Origin of the sequence: Streptomyces sp. NPDC093225 (assembly GCF_044753805.1) — a bacterium.
Taxonomy (GTDB): domain Bacteria; phylum Actinomycetota; class Actinomycetes; order Streptomycetales; family Streptomycetaceae; genus Streptomyces.
This window is the reverse complement of the sequence record NZ_JBIVNX010000011.1, coordinates 86,373-101,702: the sequence shown is the minus strand read 5'-3', so window position 1 is coordinate 101,702 and position 15,330 is coordinate 86,373. Positions and strand designations below refer to the sequence as shown.

The window sequence follows — 15,330 nt, the reverse complement described above, 5'->3', positions numbered from 1 at the left end:
TGCCCCACATGCCACAGCGACACTGGGCAGCCGTGCACCTACGTGACGGGGTCTCGAGTAGGGGCGTCCCGTACCACGCACCGCACCCGCAAGCACGAGGCACAAGAGCAGTACATCCGCCTTCACGGCCCGATGCCGAAACGGCACGACATCCCCGCTGACGACCGGTGGCTCTACCAACCGCTGCGTGCCAGCGACCTGGCCGGGCTCATCCTGGGCGTGCGCCGATCGGTGATCTCGGCACTTCTGCTCCACCCTGAAGAGCTCGGCGCACTCTACGAAGTGGCTATCGGGCAGGAAGACCCGGAGCTGCTCGATCACACCACCAACATCGCGATTCTCATGGCGCTAGGCGGGGTGCGCGACCGCTCACCAACCGGGCTCGAGAATCTCGCTGCACGGCTCGCCGCGCGTGGCTACCTGCAACGCTTCCCCAACCGATCCGTCGCGACCAACCCCGAGTCGGCCCGCCTGTTCTCGCCCGGAGAGTTGCCAGGGGCGGCCCTGAGGGATTGGCATGCGGCGATTGATGCCCTGCCACCCTCTGCGTCCTGACACCGGCAGTCAGGAAGTGGACGCCTGCCCGCTGTGCCGGGCCGGGCCAGGCACGGCCTGCGTACTGGTCAGGCCAGACGCCCTGCGACCAGCTCGCCGGCCAGGCACCCTACGGGCAAGCAGGCGACAGGCCCCGGCCGTGCCCCTCGCCGATGGCGGGGCACGGCCCGGTCTGCCTTCTATTACGTCGGTGCCCGCTATGGCAGGCGGCGGTCGAATTGGAGTTCGCGGTTGGCTATCCACTCCCTGCGCAGATAGGCGCGGGCGGAGTCCCGCTCGGCGTCCCGGTCCCCGTCTGTGCGCGGCTGGGGAGGGCGCGAGGTCTTCCCGCTTGTGTGCAGGCGGTCGTAGGCGACCAGGCGCTCGGCGAGCATGGCCGCGTCCGTGCGCAGCTCCACTGCAGAGTCCACCGGTTCAGGGACGTCTTCGTAGGGTTCCTCGCCCGGCAGGTACGGGCCCGGGGTGCAGGAGAGGGCCAGGGCATCCAGTACGGCGCCGGCCTCCAGCAGCTCGTCGCGGGTTTCCATGGCAAGGAGGTTGACCTCGGAGAGGACGGCGTCTCGTCCACGGGCGAGACTTCCGGTCAGGATCTCTCGGTCGGCCTGGTAGCCGGCCAGCAGGGAGGCGATGAACCGGATGTCCGGCAGGTGCTTGCCGTAGGCGTCGATGGCGGCCTGGGAGGCGTTCCAGCTTGGTAAGTCGCTGGTGTCGTATCCGGGTGCGTGCATGCAAGGTTCTCTCGGGGCGTGGCGGGTTGGCAGGTCGAACCCATGGGGATGGCTATCGGTAGATATGACGGCTACGGTGCCGGAGCCTCGCGGCCGCCGAGCTACTTGAGCCCACCTTTGCCGAAGGAGCCCGTTCCTGCTGATGGCACGGCCAAGCGGCGTGGAGGCCTCACGCCGGGCCGCTGAGATAGTCAGGACCGCCCTGGATAGCGTCGCCACACCTTGGCCTGGAACTCTTCACGCGTGATGTGCCCGTCTCGGTATGCCGCCTCGTAGTACTCCTCTGTGGAGTCGCCTATGGGGTCGTCCACGGGCTCCGGTTCCAGCGGGTCGCTGGCGGGGGTGTCGGCGAGGGGCTCGTACTCCAGCCCGTAGCCGTAATCGACGCGGCGGTCCCAGCCTTCATCCTGCTCACCTGTCATGAACGGTGCATTGCCCCTGCGGCGGACACCCATGCATGCCATGCCTCGTCAAAACGGATGCCGGCCCTATGGTGGCTGCACCATCGGCGGCCTGCGGCTTGGGGAAATCGTAGTCTGCTCGGACGCGGGGTGTGGTGGCGGTCTCCAGCGCACGCTGCGCTACTACAGCTTTGCGAAGCCGATGAAGCGCCCGTAGTGGCCCTGGTAGGCGACGGTGAGGGTGGCCGTGGGTCCGTAGCGGTGTTTGGCGATGATGAGGTCCGCTTCGCCGGCGCGGGGAGAGTCCTTCTCGTACATCTCTTCGCGGTGGATGAGGATGACGAGGTCGGCGTTGTCTTCCAGGGCGCCGGAGTCCCGGAGGTCGCTGAGGAGCGGCTTCTTGTCGGTGCGCTGTTCGGGGCTGCGGTTGAGTGTGGAGACAGCGATGACGGGGATCTGGAGTTCCTTGGCCAGGTGTTTGAGGGCTCGGGCGATCTCTGAGACCTCTTCGTAGCGGGAGGCCAGGGGCCTGGTGCCGTAGTTGAGGAGCTGCAGGTCGTCGACGGCGATGAGCTTGAGGCCGTGCTGGTAGTGCAGGCGCCGGCAGTGCGCGCGCAGCTCGGTGAAGTTGGCGTAGGGATCGTCCTGGAGGAAGAGCGGGGCCTGTGAGACGTCGGGCATGCGCTTGGCCAGGCGGGTCCAGTCTTCGTCGGTCATGCTGCCGGAGCGCATGTGGGTCAGGGCGACGCGGGCCTCGGCGGCGAGGAGGCGCAGGGTGACGTCGGTGCGGCGGGACTCGAGGGCGAAGAGGGCGGAGGGCAGGTTCTGCCGGATGCTGGCCGCACGCAGAAGATCCAGTGTGAGGGTGGAGGTGCCCATGGACGGGCGGCCGGCGATAACGATGAGCTGGCCGGGGTAGAGGCCGCCAGTGAGGGTGTCGAGGTCGCCAAAGCCGGTGGAGATTCCGGCGATGTCGCCGGGGCTGCTGCCGATGGCTTCGATCTCGTCGAGGGCGCCTTCCATGACGTCGGCCAGCGAGTGGGCGGGTGGGAGCCAGGACCGGTTGCGGGTCGTGGCGGCGAGGATTTCGGCCTGGGCGGTATCGATGATGCGGTCGACGGTCTCGGCAGTGCCGTCGGCGGCGAGGTTGTCGATGTGGGCGGTGGCCGCCTGCAAGCGGCGCAAGACGGCCATGGCCTGCACGGTGTCGGCGGCCTGGGTCCAGGACTGTCGGCCGGTGGCCGACTCGGCGAGGGTGTGGAGGTAGAGGGGGCCGAGGGCCTTGGCCAGCTGGTCCTTCTTGGCGAGCTCGGCGCCGACGGTGAGCGGGTCGGGGGTCTCGTCGCGGGCATAGACGGCGAGGATGGCGGTGTAGATGATCTCGTGCGCGGAGCGGAAGAAGTCTTCCCCTTGGAGGACCTCCACGATGTCAGCGACGGCCTCGAGGGAGCGCAGCATCGCGCGCAGCACCGTCTGCTCCGCAACAAGATCGTGTGGGGGCTGCGCCGCCTGGTCGTCCTCGGCCACCTGTCTCCTTCACATCGGCACGGGGGCCAGCATCGGACCCGTGATCGGCGCGCTCAGCGTATCGAGCGGTGGACAGGCGGCCGGAGGGTTCAGGACAGGTGCCCTCGTTCGGCGCGGGCCCGGGCGATGGCCCGGGCGCGTACCGCCTCGGCATTCTGCCGGAGGGCGGCTTGCCGGTCTTCGGTCACGGTGCCAAGTTGGTCGGCGTCACGGGGGGTCTGTGCCGCTTGACGCTGGGCAGCGGCCACAAGCAGCCGGTCCTGCTGGCGAGGGACTTGTGCCGCGAACACCGAAGGGACGGACGGCAGAGAGAGCGGGGGCGCCACGGGTACGGTCGCGGGGGCTGGCGGCAGGATGACGATCGCGCGTACGGTCTGGGCGCCGATGGCGTCGTTGACCCTCTTAATGAGCCCGGGCGCCAAGAGGCGGCCCTGGGTCGTCCACGCCCGGGACTGCGCGCGCAGATGCAGGGTGCCCGAGGCCGGATTGAAGCTCACCGCGATCAGGTTGGCGGCGACTTCGCCAACAAGCGCGGGCCACTGCCTGATGAGATCCGCCGCTTCCGGCGCGGGCCACCCGTAGTGCTCGGCCGTCTCCAGCAGAGCTACCGCAAGCAACACTGGGCGAGAACCGCCGGGCCGCGCCGCGCCCCGCTGCCTTCTCCGAGGGAAGACGGATTCGTTTGGCTTCCTCCGGGCCGAGCGGATCGCCTCGCGCAGAGCGATCCGAGCCAGATCGTCCGTGCCAGACCCGGCTCCGTGCCCTGCTTGCTCAACCACCTTGCCTCCTTCGCTGCGGTGCGCCGGCACAAGTCTGGCGTCCTGACCTCCGAAGAGGCAGTCAGTGGGCTGAGGACTCCCGCCCGAGCACCAGCAATTGGTGTGCGGTCACGCCATGAGGTTTTGCTGTTGGCCTGGCTGCACCTGCAGCGGGGTGAGTTCGGCCTTCTAGACGTGGACCCTGGCTACGTCGAGTGCGCAGGCGGGTGATCTCGGCCTGCCCGTCCGCGAACAGGGTTTCGGGCTCACGTGGAGCCTCCCGGATCTGCCTCTCGACAGAGCCCTGGGCCGCCGCGGTGGGGCGTCATGGGCGCGGGTGCCAGGACGTGCACGGCGCGGACGTTCGCATTCGGCACCTTCCTGTTGGCCGCCGCGATCAGCTTCGGCGTGCGGGCGCCACGGGTACGGTCGCGGGGGCTGGCGGTCGGCTTCTTGGTGGTGGGCGCCGTTGTTCTTCGCCGCCGCCCAGGCCGCGACCAGGGCCTGGCGCGCGAGGTCGACGCCGCTCAGCTCGGTCATGCGGTCACCGACCCGGCGGTGCCCGGGGCAAGCTCGCGCAGCTGCTCCAGCCGTGCCGCGAGCAGGTACTCGGCCGCGCGCTCGCGGGCCGTGTCGGCGGCCCTGGTCGCGGCCGCGATGGCGTCGGCGCCGTTCGGGTTGTGCTTGAACCAGTGGCGGCCCTGCTCGGTCTTGTACGCCCGCCGGGCCTCCGCTTCGGCTTCCTCGGTCCGGCCCAGCATCGCCAGGGCGGTGTCCTGGTGCTCCTGAACGGCCTGCTGCGCGGTCTGGAGCGAGGCGAAGGCGTACGCGTCCTGCGCCGCCTCCGGGTCGGCCTCCAGCGCGGCTACGTTGGTGATCTCCAGGAACTCCTGCCACGCGGCGGTGACGCTGTCGCCGATTGCCCTCCGGGCCCCGGCGGCGACGGCCGCGACGTTGCCCGGGTCGGTCAGGTCGGCGGACCAGGCCGCCGCGAAGAGACCGGCCTGACCGATCAGGGCCTCGGTCTGACGGCGGTGGTCGCAGCGCTCGCACAGCCCGGCCGTCCCGTCCCGCCCGCAGTCCTCGCAAGGCAGAGCCTGGCGCACCACGTCGGCGGCGGCTGCGGCCGCACGTTCGGCCTCCGCCCGCTCCGCCGCTGCCACACGGGCGGCATCCCGACGGGCCTGCTCCACGCGGGCCTGCTCCTGACGCCACACCAGATCCTCCGCCTCGAGGGCCGCCTGCTCGCGCAGCCGCTCCTCGAGGACGCGCCGGCGCTCACCGTCGGACAGGCCGGGCAGCTCCCGGTCGATGTCTGCGCCGATCCGCGCACGGCGAGCCCGCCGAAGGTGGAGGACGTTCCCGCAGTTCTCGCAGTCCTCGCCCATGTCGAGCCGGATCCCGTCGTCGCACTTGTGGTGCGAACACGCCTGCCGCTGGGGCAGACCCCGCCGGATCAGCCACCCGTAGGGCTTGCCGACCAGGGCCTCGCCGCCGGTCTGAGCCAGGCGGTCGGTGAGCCGGTCGGCCAGCAGCCGCGGCGCACTCTCCGGAGCCACACCCAGGCCCTCCAGCTGCGCCAGCTCCGTCTTCGCGGCCGCCTCCACCCGGTCCTGCTGCCACCCGGACAGGCGCTCCCACAGCCACGAGACCGGCCCCAGGGCCACCCGCAGACGAAGATCAGCAGGGAGGCCCATCCTCCGCTGCTGCTGCGCCCTTTCCCACCCCGCGGCCTTCGGCCGGCTAGCAGCTCCAGCCCCGGCAGCACGTTGCCCATCACGCTCGTCGACCGGGGACTCCTTCGGCTGTTCCCCGCGGAGCGGGCCGCCGTCCTCGCGCACGCACGCGCGGTCCGGCAGACCGTGGTTCCCACTACGGCCTTCGCCGGAACAGCGACCAGAGAGCGCGAGAGACCCACCGGGAGTAACCCCAGAAGCGTGGAGAGCGTGGTGCTGTGCAGTTGCGGCGAGGTCTGCCGATCCGGCCATCTCGCCCTGCCCGGCACCCTTGATCCCAGTCGCCACAAGGGTTTCGGCCGTCTCGCCGGTCTCAAGATCTCCGGATGCAGTACCAGCGAGGTCTGAAAACACGGACTTCGCGACCCGGCGGGCCTCCCGCACGGCCACACCGTGGGCCTTGGCGACCGGCACCAGGCGCACCCGCGACTGCGCGTTCAGGCCCGAGCCGGTCTGCTTGCGCACCACCTCCGCGACGCCGTGCTCCTGGAGGCGCCCCAGGACCTTCGCCCCGGCGGCCGCCGTGCAGCCCAGCAGCCGCGCGACCGTCGCCGCCGGGCGCCCCCGGGAGGTGTCCACCGAGCCGGGGCACAGCTGCAGCCAGCCCGCCGAGCCTGTCGTCAGCACCATCAGCAGCAGCCCGAGCCGGTCCGTTGCAGCCCCCCGGCCGGTCCGCCCGGCGAGCAGCCCGGCCGGGACCACCGGCTTGTCCTTCGGCGCCCACCCCGGGCCGAACAGCACCTCGATGAGGCTCAGCAGGACCGCCAGCTCGGAGCGGGACAGCGCCAGCGCGTGCCGCCGGTCGCCGGCCTGCTGCGCCCGGTACATCGGGATCACCCAGCACTCCAGGCCCGTCGCGTGCCCGAAGCTGTTGGTCGCGACGTTCGAGCCGAGGAACCCGGCGCTACGCAGCTCGGGCAGAACGGTGTGCGCGACCGTCGACTGGGAGACCCCCAGCCACCGACCGAGCTCCGCCGCCCAGATCTTCGCCTGGTAGTCGTCGCGGACCTTCGCCTTCGCCGTCAGCACGACCGACGCCAGACGCGCGCCGTCCGACGCCCCGGCCAGGGCCGGAGACGACACGAGCGCGCGCACCGCGGCGAGCAGCCGTGCCCGCATCGTCTTCGACAGCTGGAGCGGGTTGCCCAGATCCAGCTGCGCGACCGGACCGGCCTGCGCCGGGACCGACCGCAGCCGACGGCGCGAGGCCCCGCTGGCGAACTCCGTACGAGGGCGCGGGAGCACGGAGGCCGGCGCAGCCACGGCGCTCATCGGCCCACCGCCGAGACACGAGCGGCGGGTCCCGCGAGGACCGAGGTCATCTTCGTCATCGGGCCGGTGTACACGCCAAAGCGGACACCCCCCTGAACAGGCAGTTCTTCATCCACCCGACGACCCTGGACCAGGCAGCCTGTGGACAAAGTCCGCTCCGCCCGGATCACCCCTCGGCCTCCCGCACGACGGGCAGATACCTGCTCGACTGCCCGCCGGGCGGGAAACGAGAGCATGTGGGCGCCGCCGAGGAGCGGCCGGACAGACCCAGTCGAAACGATCAGCTCGTGGCTTCCTACAGGAAGAGCCACTTCCTGACCAAAAGCCGCGAAGTGCTTGATAGGGGACACTTGTTCCGGCACGCGAAAATCACTAAAGGTGTGAACCGTTAGGAAACGGGCAGGGCTCGACTTTTCAGGGGACACCAGATCGGGCACTATGGCGAAGACACCAACCTTCATTTGGATCGCCCCGACCGCGACCAGTTCCCTGCCAAGGGATCCGATCACGGCCGAGCGGTTTGTGTGAGGGGCGCCCCAACACCGGACAACCGGACAGCTGGAGCTCCGAGCTCGACGGCCTGCCAAGACCGCCGAACCCGGGGTGACGCTGGTGGCTCGTCAGAGGCCCCCTGCCAAAGGGGCCCTTGGAGAGCCGGGGTGGTCCGCTTGCCAAAGCGGGCCGGGTGAAACAAACCGCCTGCCAAGGCGGGGTTTGCAGAGAAAACAGATCCAGCTCGATGAGCTGGAGCCCAGAACCGGGGCCAACCGGGGACTGGGCGGCCGACCTGATGGTCGGCGCGAAGGGCCGCGCGAGGCCGGAGTGGATTGCTTGTCCATTCGTCTGGCGCGCGCGGCCGGTGGCGGCTACGTCACCCCGACCCCCTTGATACCGAAGGCGGAGTCGGCGTACCCGAAACCGGGAGCACGGTCAGTCCTCACGCGGACCTCCCTGGGCGACTTCCGGGTGCTCCTTGGTCAGCCCGCGGAGGAACTCCGCGTACTTCAGGCGGTTGCTCCGGTGGGGCTGTGTCTGGCCGGCTTCCCACCGGACGACGGCGAGGCGCTGGACGCCGAGGGCCTCGGCCACTTCCGCCTGAGTCAAGTTCGCGGCGATGCGCAGCTGCTGGCGGATGCGCGGCGGAGGCAGCGTGTCAGCATCCACTAGGGCATCGTCTCGACGCAGCGGATCCGACATAGCAGCCTCCATCCCATTCGATGCTTCTCGAAAAGATGCACCAGTTGATCTCTGGTGGACAGGCGTCGTCGCTGCGAGAGGAACATTGCGTACTGCCGATTGAAGCCCATGCCCGTAGCTGGAAGGCAGACCGTCCTTGTCGTGCTCATCTGCGGCCGCGGCATCGGATCCCCTCAGAGGCCGATGGTCCGAGAAGGGGCGGACCACGTGCTGCGGACGAGGCCCAACGACCCGGGCGCTGGAGAGCACAGAGAGGGCGTATCCCGTGGACGATTCCGAGACCTCATACAACGACGCAAGTGCTCGCGGCGACGGCAGGGGACTACCCACTGGGTACGTTCCATCCTGAATACGCGCGAGAACTGACTCTGCGACTGGACGCCAGAACGGATCCTTCGGGCGTAGATGGCGGGCACGGACCCAGTTGGGGATGCGGCTGGTGCCGTCGTATTTGGGGTTCTCTGTCTGAATCGCTTCAGCTTCGACAGCTTCGGCCGCAGATCGGTCGTCGTACCACCTGACGTCTCTTCTCTTCACCAGATGCCACCAGAACTTCTGACGCCGGTGATCGGCGAAGCGCTGCTTCAGGGCCATAGTGATACCGACATACAAAAGGCGCTCTTCCGCGTCGTACAGCCGGTACACCGCTGTACGCGCCTCGCGGATTCGCCTGCGGGGATCGGTCTGCACGACTCTTCCCTCCCTCCCTTCGTTTGTGAGTGGCCCTGCCATCGCGTCAACCCTGCGCGGGTAAGTGCGGATTACCTGTCGTGGCCGTTACCCAGGTGGCGGTTCGGCCTTTGAGCGGCGTCTGCAAACTCGGGCAGTTCAACGACCGTCACGCCAGCGGCGACCAAGAGCTCGACTCCGACGCAATCGGAAACGAACAAGGCCGGCTCGCGCCAGGCGATGACGACGCGCGGGATCCCGGCCTCGAGGATCCGCTGCGCGCACGGAGTACGGTCCGCGCTTCGCTGGGAGCACGGCTCCAGGGACGAGTAGATCGTCGCCGTGGTCAGCCGCGGGTCGCCTGTCGGGATCTTCGCGAGGGCCGCCTCCTCCGCGTGTTCACGTGGATCGGCCTCGCGCGAGTAGCCGGCCGCGAGCTCGGTGCCGTCCTCGGCGACGATGACCGCGCCCACCGAGTACGCCCCGGCCGCCGGGGGGCACAGCGCGGCAAGGTCGGTCGCGCGCTGTATCCAGCGGAGGTCCTGGTCTCGGTCCGGGGCGTACATCAGCCACGCTCCTTCGGGGCGTAGCGCAGCAGCACGACGTCGCCGATCGCGCGGGCCTCCAGCAGCCGCATACGGGAGATCGACCCGCCCGGGTAGTCGGCGGCGCCCAGGAACTTCGGGGCGCTGGTCTGGCCCACCAGCAGCGGGGCGACGGCGAGGTGGACCTCGTCGGCCAGGTCCTGAGCCATGAGCTGGGTGTGGATCGTGCCGCCGCCCTCCACCATGAGCCGGCCGACGCCACGTCGGCCAAGCTCGTCGAGGACCAGGCCCCAGTCGAGCTCGGGGCCGACGCTGACCACGTCCGCGAGGTCCGCGAGCGTCGCCTTCACCTTGTCGACGGCGGAGTCGACCGTGAAGACCAGCTTCTGGCCGCCAGAGTGCCAGAACTTCAGGTCCGCGTTGAGATCGCCGGAGGCGGTCACCGTCACCTTCAGCGGGTACTCCGACCGGCCCTCCACGAGCCGCTTCGCGCGGCGTTCCTCGCTGTTGACCAGGAGGCGCGGGTTGTCCCGACGCATGGTCGTCGCGCCGATCAGGATGGCGTCGGACTCGGCGCGGACCTGGTCGACGCGGTCGAAGTCCTCAGCGTTGGAGAGCAGCAGCCGCTCGGGGCTGGTGTCGTCCAGGTAGCCGTCGACCGACGTGGCGGCGGACAGCAGAACGTACGGGCGGCGAGTCATCTGCTCAGGCATCCGTTTCTGTCTCGTGGAAGAGGGAGTCGAAGGTGGCGCGGAACTCGGCCACGGCCGGTTCGCGCTGCCAGGGGATAAGGGCCTTGTCGAGCCGGACGAGCTCGTTCGCGATCCGGCCGGATCCCGTGTCCTCCGCGACGGTCAGTGCGTGCATCCCGAGCGCGGCGGCCTGCTCCGGGGCGCGGGCGCCGGCCAACGCCACGGCCTGCCGCGCCATGTAGACGCCCCGGTCGCGGTGGTAGCCGTCCGGCATCAGCCGGATCGCGGCGCCGAACGCGTCTGCGGCCTGGTCGTGCTTGCCGAGGGCCTCCAGACCCTGGGCCCGGTGGATCTCCACGTACGACGCGTTCAGCCACACGCCCCACGGGGTGGCGTCGGCGGCGGCGCCATCGAGGGCGTTGCGGACGTCGTCGATCGCCCGCTCGCTCTCATCGGCGTCACCGCGCAGCGCGTGTCCGTACGCCTCGTAGGTGCGCGCGACGGCAGCGAGGCGGCTGCGCGGGCGAGCCATGCGCTGGGCGGCTTCGGCGAGGTCGACGACATCGACCAGGTCAGCAGTGTCACCGGCCAGCTGCGCTTTGCGCGCCATGACGTACGTGGTCAGGTCGTTGTCGCCGACGGTGTGGGACCACTGCATCGCCCGGTCCAGCCAGTACGACGCGGCCTTCGGGTTGCCCAGGTCCTGGTAGAGCCAGGAGAGAAGCTCTCCGTACTGGGTTTGCAACTCCATCAGGTCTCGCCGGTCGGCACCCTGCGCGTCCCGTCGGAGGACCTGGATGACTTCGATGTGGTCGCGTACGGCGCTGACCGCACGCCGGGGCCCGAGCAGATTGTCGGTGTCGATGAGGACACGCCGGGTACGGCGCAGGTGCTCCACGGGCGTCGAACCGTACGCAGCTGCGGCCCGTGCCTTGCGGACCAGGCCGGGCACGGCACCAGAGCTTGCCACGGCCGGCGAACTGACGCCGACGGCTGCTGCAGCCCCGAGCCCCACTCCAGTGCGCAGCAGCGCACGCCGATCGAGAGCCACCCAAACCACCGACCCATCAGCTAGACGACACGGGACCGAGATCCCCTCACCGTCCGACGCTGCCTGGGCAGCCATGGCAAAAGCCAGATCCACCGATGATCTGGCCACATGGGCCGGGGGTTTGGCCACATGGCCACGCTCATCACCGATCCGCTCCCACAGGCGGAGCAGCATGCCGCTGGCGCCCAGCTTGTCGTCGAGGACCACCGCCTGCGACCGGTCGGGTGTTCGCTCTGCGCGCTCGAATCGTCCCAGGTGGCTGTGGTCGATACGAGTACGTTGACCGAGCTCGCGAAGGCTCAGTCGCCGTGAGGTCCGTAGCTCCCGCAGCTGGTATCCCCAGTTATGTAAGGGCGACACCCAGGGCGTCAGCTCCCTCGGTTTCTGCGCCATCCCGCCCCCAACCTCGTGGCCTATGTGGCCAGATGATCCGGCCACATGTCAGATCTGGAACTCCCGAGTGTGGCGGACCTAGAACCGAACCAAACGGTCCGCCGACTCGGGAGGCTTCAGTGTTCTACGGTTCCAGCCGCATCCGGCTGCTGCGCGCGGCGGAGCAGGGCGAGGACGCTGTCCGGATGGCCGTCGTACACGAGGTGCGCCTCGTCATCGGTCGGCGGGGAGAACTGGCCGGCATGCCTAAGGAGGTCCTCCTCGCTGAACTCGATGGAGTTCGCGTCGACCAGCGATTGCTCGTTGCGCCTCCGGATCCGGTCCCAGCGCACCTCGTGCGGGAGCGGCAGGTAGATCAGAATGGGCTCACCGCCCGCCTTCACCACAGTCGCTGCCCACTGGGCCCGCTCCTCCGGAGTCCAGAAGCCGTGGTCGACCACGGCGTCGTGTCCGGCCGCCAGGAGTTCTTCGAGCTCAAGGGCGATGTCCTTGAGCACGGGTGCCTCTCTGATTCTGAACTGCCCGCGGGGGAAGTCCCGGCCGTAGTGGCCGTAGCGGCGGAACATCTCCTCGTCGGGGCAGAGACGCCGGAAGCCGGCCTTCTCCAGGGCGCGGGCGAGGGTCGTTTTGCCCGCGCCCTGGAGGCCCGACATGAGGATCGCGCGAGGCGTGGGAACCGGGCGGCCGGCGGTGCGCACGGTCATCGCAGAACCTCGGACGTCGTTCGCCGGGTGCGGCCGGGGGCGCCCAGGTCCACGCCGTACTCCAGCAGCTCGCCGTCGGCGTCCAGGAAGCGCGCGGTCAGCACGAGGATCGCTGCGACGGTGTCGGGCTCCAGCTCCAGGAGCTCGAGGTCGCGGGCAGTGGCGATGCGCGCCGTCTCCTCATCCACACGCTGTGCGACGTGGCGCCCAGTGGCTACGGCGACGAGGTCCAGCGACAGCCCGCCCTTGAGGCGCTCGCTGCGCGCGAGCTCGGGCAGCACTTCCGCGAACTCCGCCGGGATCCAGGACGTTGAGTGGGAGACGATCCCGTGAGCATCTCGGTAGACACGGCTTCGACGAATCACGTCCTCACCGGGCTCGATGCCGAGCGCATCCGCGACGTTTTCGGGGGCCGGCACCATGCCCGCGGTGTGGCCGGAGGATTTTTCCCCCACGCCCCACGACGACTTCGTCGTGGCGCTCCGATCGTGGCGCTCCGATCCGGACGCGAGCGACACGGGGCGCGCCATGACCTCGGTGCCAACGCCCGGGATGCCGTTGACCAGCTTCTCGTCTCGCAACAGTTTCATGGCGCGGTCGGCCGTTGCGGTGCTGACCTGCCACTGATCTGCCAGGGCACGGATGCTGGGCAGCAGGTCGCCCGGCGCCAGCTCCCCGGAGCTGATGAGGTCGCGGTAGTGACCCGCGATGCGCGCGTATGGCGGCCGGTTGTCGGCCCGCGGTTGCCCTGGCATGTCGCCTCGCCTCCTTCTCTTCCGTCTAGGTGCCTCACTATACCGCTTGACACCTGAGGGTACCTGAGGTAATCTGATGTAGGTAAGACGGTGATCCCCGGGAACACCGCGTAGTCGCACCACCGCAGTTTCTGCAGCTCGTCTCTTCGGAGTCGGGCAGGTGGCCGGAGGCGGTAGCCAAGACCAAACCCCCCAGCCTGGCAGGACTGCTTGCACGACCTCAGCGCTGATGCGCTGTCTATCCGCCGGGACGCGGGCCGTTGGCTCGTGGACCTGGTGGGTGGAGAGAGCATCCGCCCCGCGAACCCCCCTCCCTCTTCCTGCCGAGGAGTCGCCATGCCCGAGCTCGCCATGCCCAAGGCCGCCAAGCGCCGGGGCCGCACCCGTACCTCCCGCGTCAGCCCCCTCGCCCCGATCGTCCTCTCGACCCTGTCGCCCGGTCACATCGACATGCGGCGGGTCGAGTCCACCCAGAAGCACCGCATCTCGCTGGTCTGCCCGGCCTGCAAGACCTGGGTGGCCGTGACCCCCCACCGCGGCACCTACCTGCTCAAGACGGTCCCGCACCACACCGGCAAGGCCGGCGTCGACGCCGCGATCCGCTGCAACTCCAGCAACCGCCTCGTCGACGTCGACGTCAGCGCGGACGCCTGGAGCCGCCAGTACGACGAGTGGGCGCGCGAGGAGCGCCTCGCCGTCGACCTGACCCGCCACCGCCGCGCCACCGTCCAGACCCTCAAGGTCGCCCGGCCGCAGGAGCGCCCCGCCGACCGGCGAGCCCAGTGGGAGCGTGCGGTGCCCGCAGCCCGCCGGGCCGACGCCGCCCGTGCGGTTCCGGCCGACGCGATCCCCACCACGGGCGGTCGGGCCGTCGACGGTCCCGCCGGCGCCCTGCTGGCCATGATCGGGCAGGACGCCGGGGACGACCGCTCCGTCCGTGCCCTGGCCGCCGGCACCCTCCGCGTCCTGGCCGACGCCGCCCGGACCGTTCCGCGAGCGACGTCCTCGAGGAGCACCTCGCCCGCGTCGCCTACTCACACCTGGCCACGCTCTTGCGCCGCCCCCTGACCCCGGCCGACCAGTCCGAGCACACGAAGCTGGTGGCCAAGGTCCGGGCCGAGCTGCCCGCCCCGGCCCCGGGCGAGACCGCCGCGGCGTACACCGCCCGCTGCCGCAAGCCCGCCTTCGGCGCCCGCCGCCGCAAGCCCGCTCTCGCGGCCTGACCCGCACAACCGCCCCGGCCCCGGCCTCGGCTCCCGCACCGCGCGGGGGCCGAGGCCGGGGCCGTCTGCTCCCGTCCCTGCCCGCTCACCGCACCCTGGAGGTCCTGATGCCCGCCACCCTGACCCTGACGTCCCACCGGCCCAGCAGCGGCGAGGTGTTCGACGCCGAGACGCTCGCGCTCCTGGACGAGCTCGACGTACCGCTCTCCGCCGACTTCGACGTCGACCTCGACATCGCCTTCGGCACGCCGCTGGAGATGCACGAGCCCGCGGGCACCGCCCGGGAGATGCGCCGGTACGCGGCCGCGGTCCTGACCGTCCCGCCCGACCGCCGCCACGAGCTCGCCCTCGCGCACGGTGCCGAGATCACCGCCCGCGTCGACGCTGGCCGCGACATCCTCGCCGCCGACCCGACCATCACCGCCCGCGTCCGCGAGCGCCTGGTCGACGTCCTGCTCCCCTACGCCGACCGCCTGCGCCGGACGGTCCGCTCCGGATGCCGCCCCGAGTACGCCGCCGCCTGACCAGCCGGCCCCGGACGGACGCCCGCGATCACCGGCCACCCCCTACTGCACCAAGGGGATGGCCGCTGGTCGCGGCTGGTCGTACGACCCGCCAACACGACGACAGCCCCGGCGACTTGGAACCCCCCGGGGCTGTCCAGGACCTACGTGGAGGACCTGATGCAGGACAGCATCGCACGGAACAACGGCGACTCCGACACGGACATGGACGAGGCCCTGCGCCGCGTCCGGCAGGGGAAGTGACCGCGATGGACTGGCGCCACAGCGCGGTCTGCCGCGAGGAAGACCCGGACCTGTTCTTCCCGGTCGGCAACACGGGCCCCGCCCTGCTGCAGATCGAGGAAGCCAAGGCCGTCTGCCGCCGCTGCCCGGTCATGGAGGCGTGCCTGCAGTGGGCGCTGGAGTCCGGGCAGGACTCCGGCGTCTGGGGCGGGCTCAGCGAGGACGAGCGGCGGGCGATGAAGCGCCGCGCCGCCCGAAACCGCGCCCGGGGCGCGAGGAACGGGGCGGTGGCATGACGGACGCCGACCACAAGCGCCTGGAGGACAACCTCCGCCGCACCAACGAGCGCCACGACTTCGGCCGGCGCTCGCGCGGTGA

Annotated in this window: 16 protein-coding genes and 1 pseudogene; 5 read left to right on the top strand and 12 right to left on the bottom strand. The window is 70.3% G+C overall.

The window, feature by feature from the left end:
• Nucleotides 1–132 precede the first annotated feature (132 nt).
• Nucleotides 133–555, top strand: a complete 423-nt coding sequence (locus ACIQCH_RS13105) for a hypothetical protein (protein WP_402580740.1) — start codon at nt 133–135, stop codon at nt 553–555.
• A 197-nt stretch (nt 556–752) separates the two neighbouring features.
• On the opposite strand, the gene ACIQCH_RS13100 is transcribed toward ACIQCH_RS13105, so the two are convergent.
• The 12 genes and pseudogenes from ACIQCH_RS13100 to ACIQCH_RS13045 form a co-directional block, all read right to left on the bottom strand.
• Nucleotides 753–1,283 carry a hypothetical protein gene (locus tag ACIQCH_RS13100; RefSeq protein ID WP_402580739.1) on the bottom strand — a complete coding sequence of 177 codons (531 nt, stop codon included), beginning with the start codon at nt 1,281–1,283 and terminating at the stop codon, nt 753–755.
• A gap of 191 nt (nt 1,284–1,474) precedes the next feature.
• Complete coding sequence (locus tag ACIQCH_RS13095; protein ID WP_402580738.1) at nt 1,475–1,705, bottom strand: hypothetical protein; 231 nt, start codon at nt 1,703–1,705, stop codon at nt 1,475–1,477.
• A 162-nt stretch (nt 1,706–1,867) separates the two neighbouring features.
• Nucleotides 1,868–3,211, bottom strand: coding sequence for a replicative DNA helicase (gene dnaB, locus ACIQCH_RS13090; protein WP_402580737.1), 1,344 nt, complete (start codon nt 3,209–3,211; stop codon nt 1,868–1,870).
• A gap of 89 nt (nt 3,212–3,300) precedes the next feature.
• Nucleotides 3,301–3,831 (bottom strand): DciA family protein, encoded by a 531-nt coding sequence (locus ACIQCH_RS13085; protein WP_402580736.1) that lies wholly within the window; start codon nt 3,829–3,831, stop codon nt 3,301–3,303.
• Between the two features lie 674 nt (nt 3,832–4,505).
• Nucleotides 4,506–6,977, bottom strand: a complete 2,472-nt coding sequence (locus tag ACIQCH_RS13080) for a hypothetical protein (protein WP_402580735.1) — start codon at nt 6,975–6,977, stop codon at nt 4,506–4,508.
• Nucleotides 6,978–7,907: 930 nt separating this feature from the next.
• On the bottom strand, nt 7,908–8,864 hold the full coding sequence (locus ACIQCH_RS13075) for a GntR family transcriptional regulator (protein WP_402580734.1): 957 nt from the start codon (nt 8,862–8,864) through the stop codon (nt 7,908–7,910).
• Between the two features lie 71 nt (nt 8,865–8,935).
• A complete protein-coding gene (locus ACIQCH_RS13070; RefSeq protein ID WP_402580733.1) occupies nt 8,936–9,409 on the bottom strand; it encodes a deaminase in 474 nt (157 codons plus the stop codon).
• Nucleotides 9,409–10,089, bottom strand: a complete 681-nt coding sequence (locus tag ACIQCH_RS13065; protein ID WP_402580826.1) for a RibD family protein — start codon at nt 10,087–10,089, stop codon at nt 9,409–9,411. The genes ACIQCH_RS13070 and ACIQCH_RS13065 overlap by 1 nt, the downstream gene beginning before the upstream one ends.
• A 4-nt stretch (nt 10,090–10,093) precedes the next feature.
• Nucleotides 10,094–11,050, bottom strand: a complete 957-nt coding sequence (locus ACIQCH_RS13060) for a DNA-binding protein (RefSeq protein WP_402580825.1) — start codon at nt 11,048–11,050, stop codon at nt 10,094–10,096.
• Nucleotides 11,051–11,350: 300 nt separating this feature from the next.
• A pseudogene (locus ACIQCH_RS13055) lies at nt 11,351–11,524 on the bottom strand (helix-turn-helix domain-containing protein); the annotation flags it as partial.
• Between the two features lie 116 nt (nt 11,525–11,640).
• Nucleotides 11,641–12,228: an AAA family ATPase gene (locus ACIQCH_RS13050; RefSeq protein WP_402580732.1), complete on the bottom strand. Its 588-nt coding sequence runs from the start codon at nt 12,226–12,228 to the stop codon at nt 11,641–11,643.
• Nucleotides 12,225–12,983 carry a GntR family transcriptional regulator gene (locus ACIQCH_RS13045; protein WP_402580731.1) on the bottom strand — a complete coding sequence of 253 codons (759 nt, stop codon included), beginning with the start codon at nt 12,981–12,983 and terminating at the stop codon, nt 12,225–12,227. Before ACIQCH_RS13045 ends, ACIQCH_RS13050 begins: the two co-directional genes overlap by 4 nt.
• 336 nt (nt 12,984–13,319) lie before the next feature.
• Here ACIQCH_RS13045 and ACIQCH_RS13040 point away from each other — a divergent pair, with 336 nt between their 5' ends.
• From ACIQCH_RS13040 to ACIQCH_RS13025, 4 genes are all read left to right on the top strand, one after another.
• Nucleotides 13,320–14,051 carry a hypothetical protein gene (locus tag ACIQCH_RS13040; RefSeq protein ID WP_402580730.1) on the top strand — a complete coding sequence of 244 codons (732 nt, stop codon included), beginning with the start codon at nt 13,320–13,322 and terminating at the stop codon, nt 14,049–14,051.
• Nucleotides 14,036–14,206: a hypothetical protein gene (locus ACIQCH_RS13035; protein ID WP_402580729.1), complete on the top strand. Its 171-nt coding sequence runs from the start codon at nt 14,036–14,038 to the stop codon at nt 14,204–14,206. Before ACIQCH_RS13040 ends, ACIQCH_RS13035 begins: the two co-directional genes overlap by 16 nt.
• 107 nt (nt 14,207–14,313) lie before the next feature.
• A complete protein-coding gene (locus ACIQCH_RS13030) occupies nt 14,314–14,730 on the top strand; it encodes a hypothetical protein (RefSeq protein WP_402580728.1) in 417 nt (138 codons plus the stop codon).
• Between the two features lie 248 nt (nt 14,731–14,978).
• Nucleotides 14,979–15,248 (top strand): WhiB family transcriptional regulator, encoded by a 270-nt coding sequence (locus tag ACIQCH_RS13025; protein ID WP_402580727.1) that lies wholly within the window; start codon nt 14,979–14,981, stop codon nt 15,246–15,248.
• The last annotated feature ends 82 nt before the right edge of the window (nt 15,249–15,330 follow it).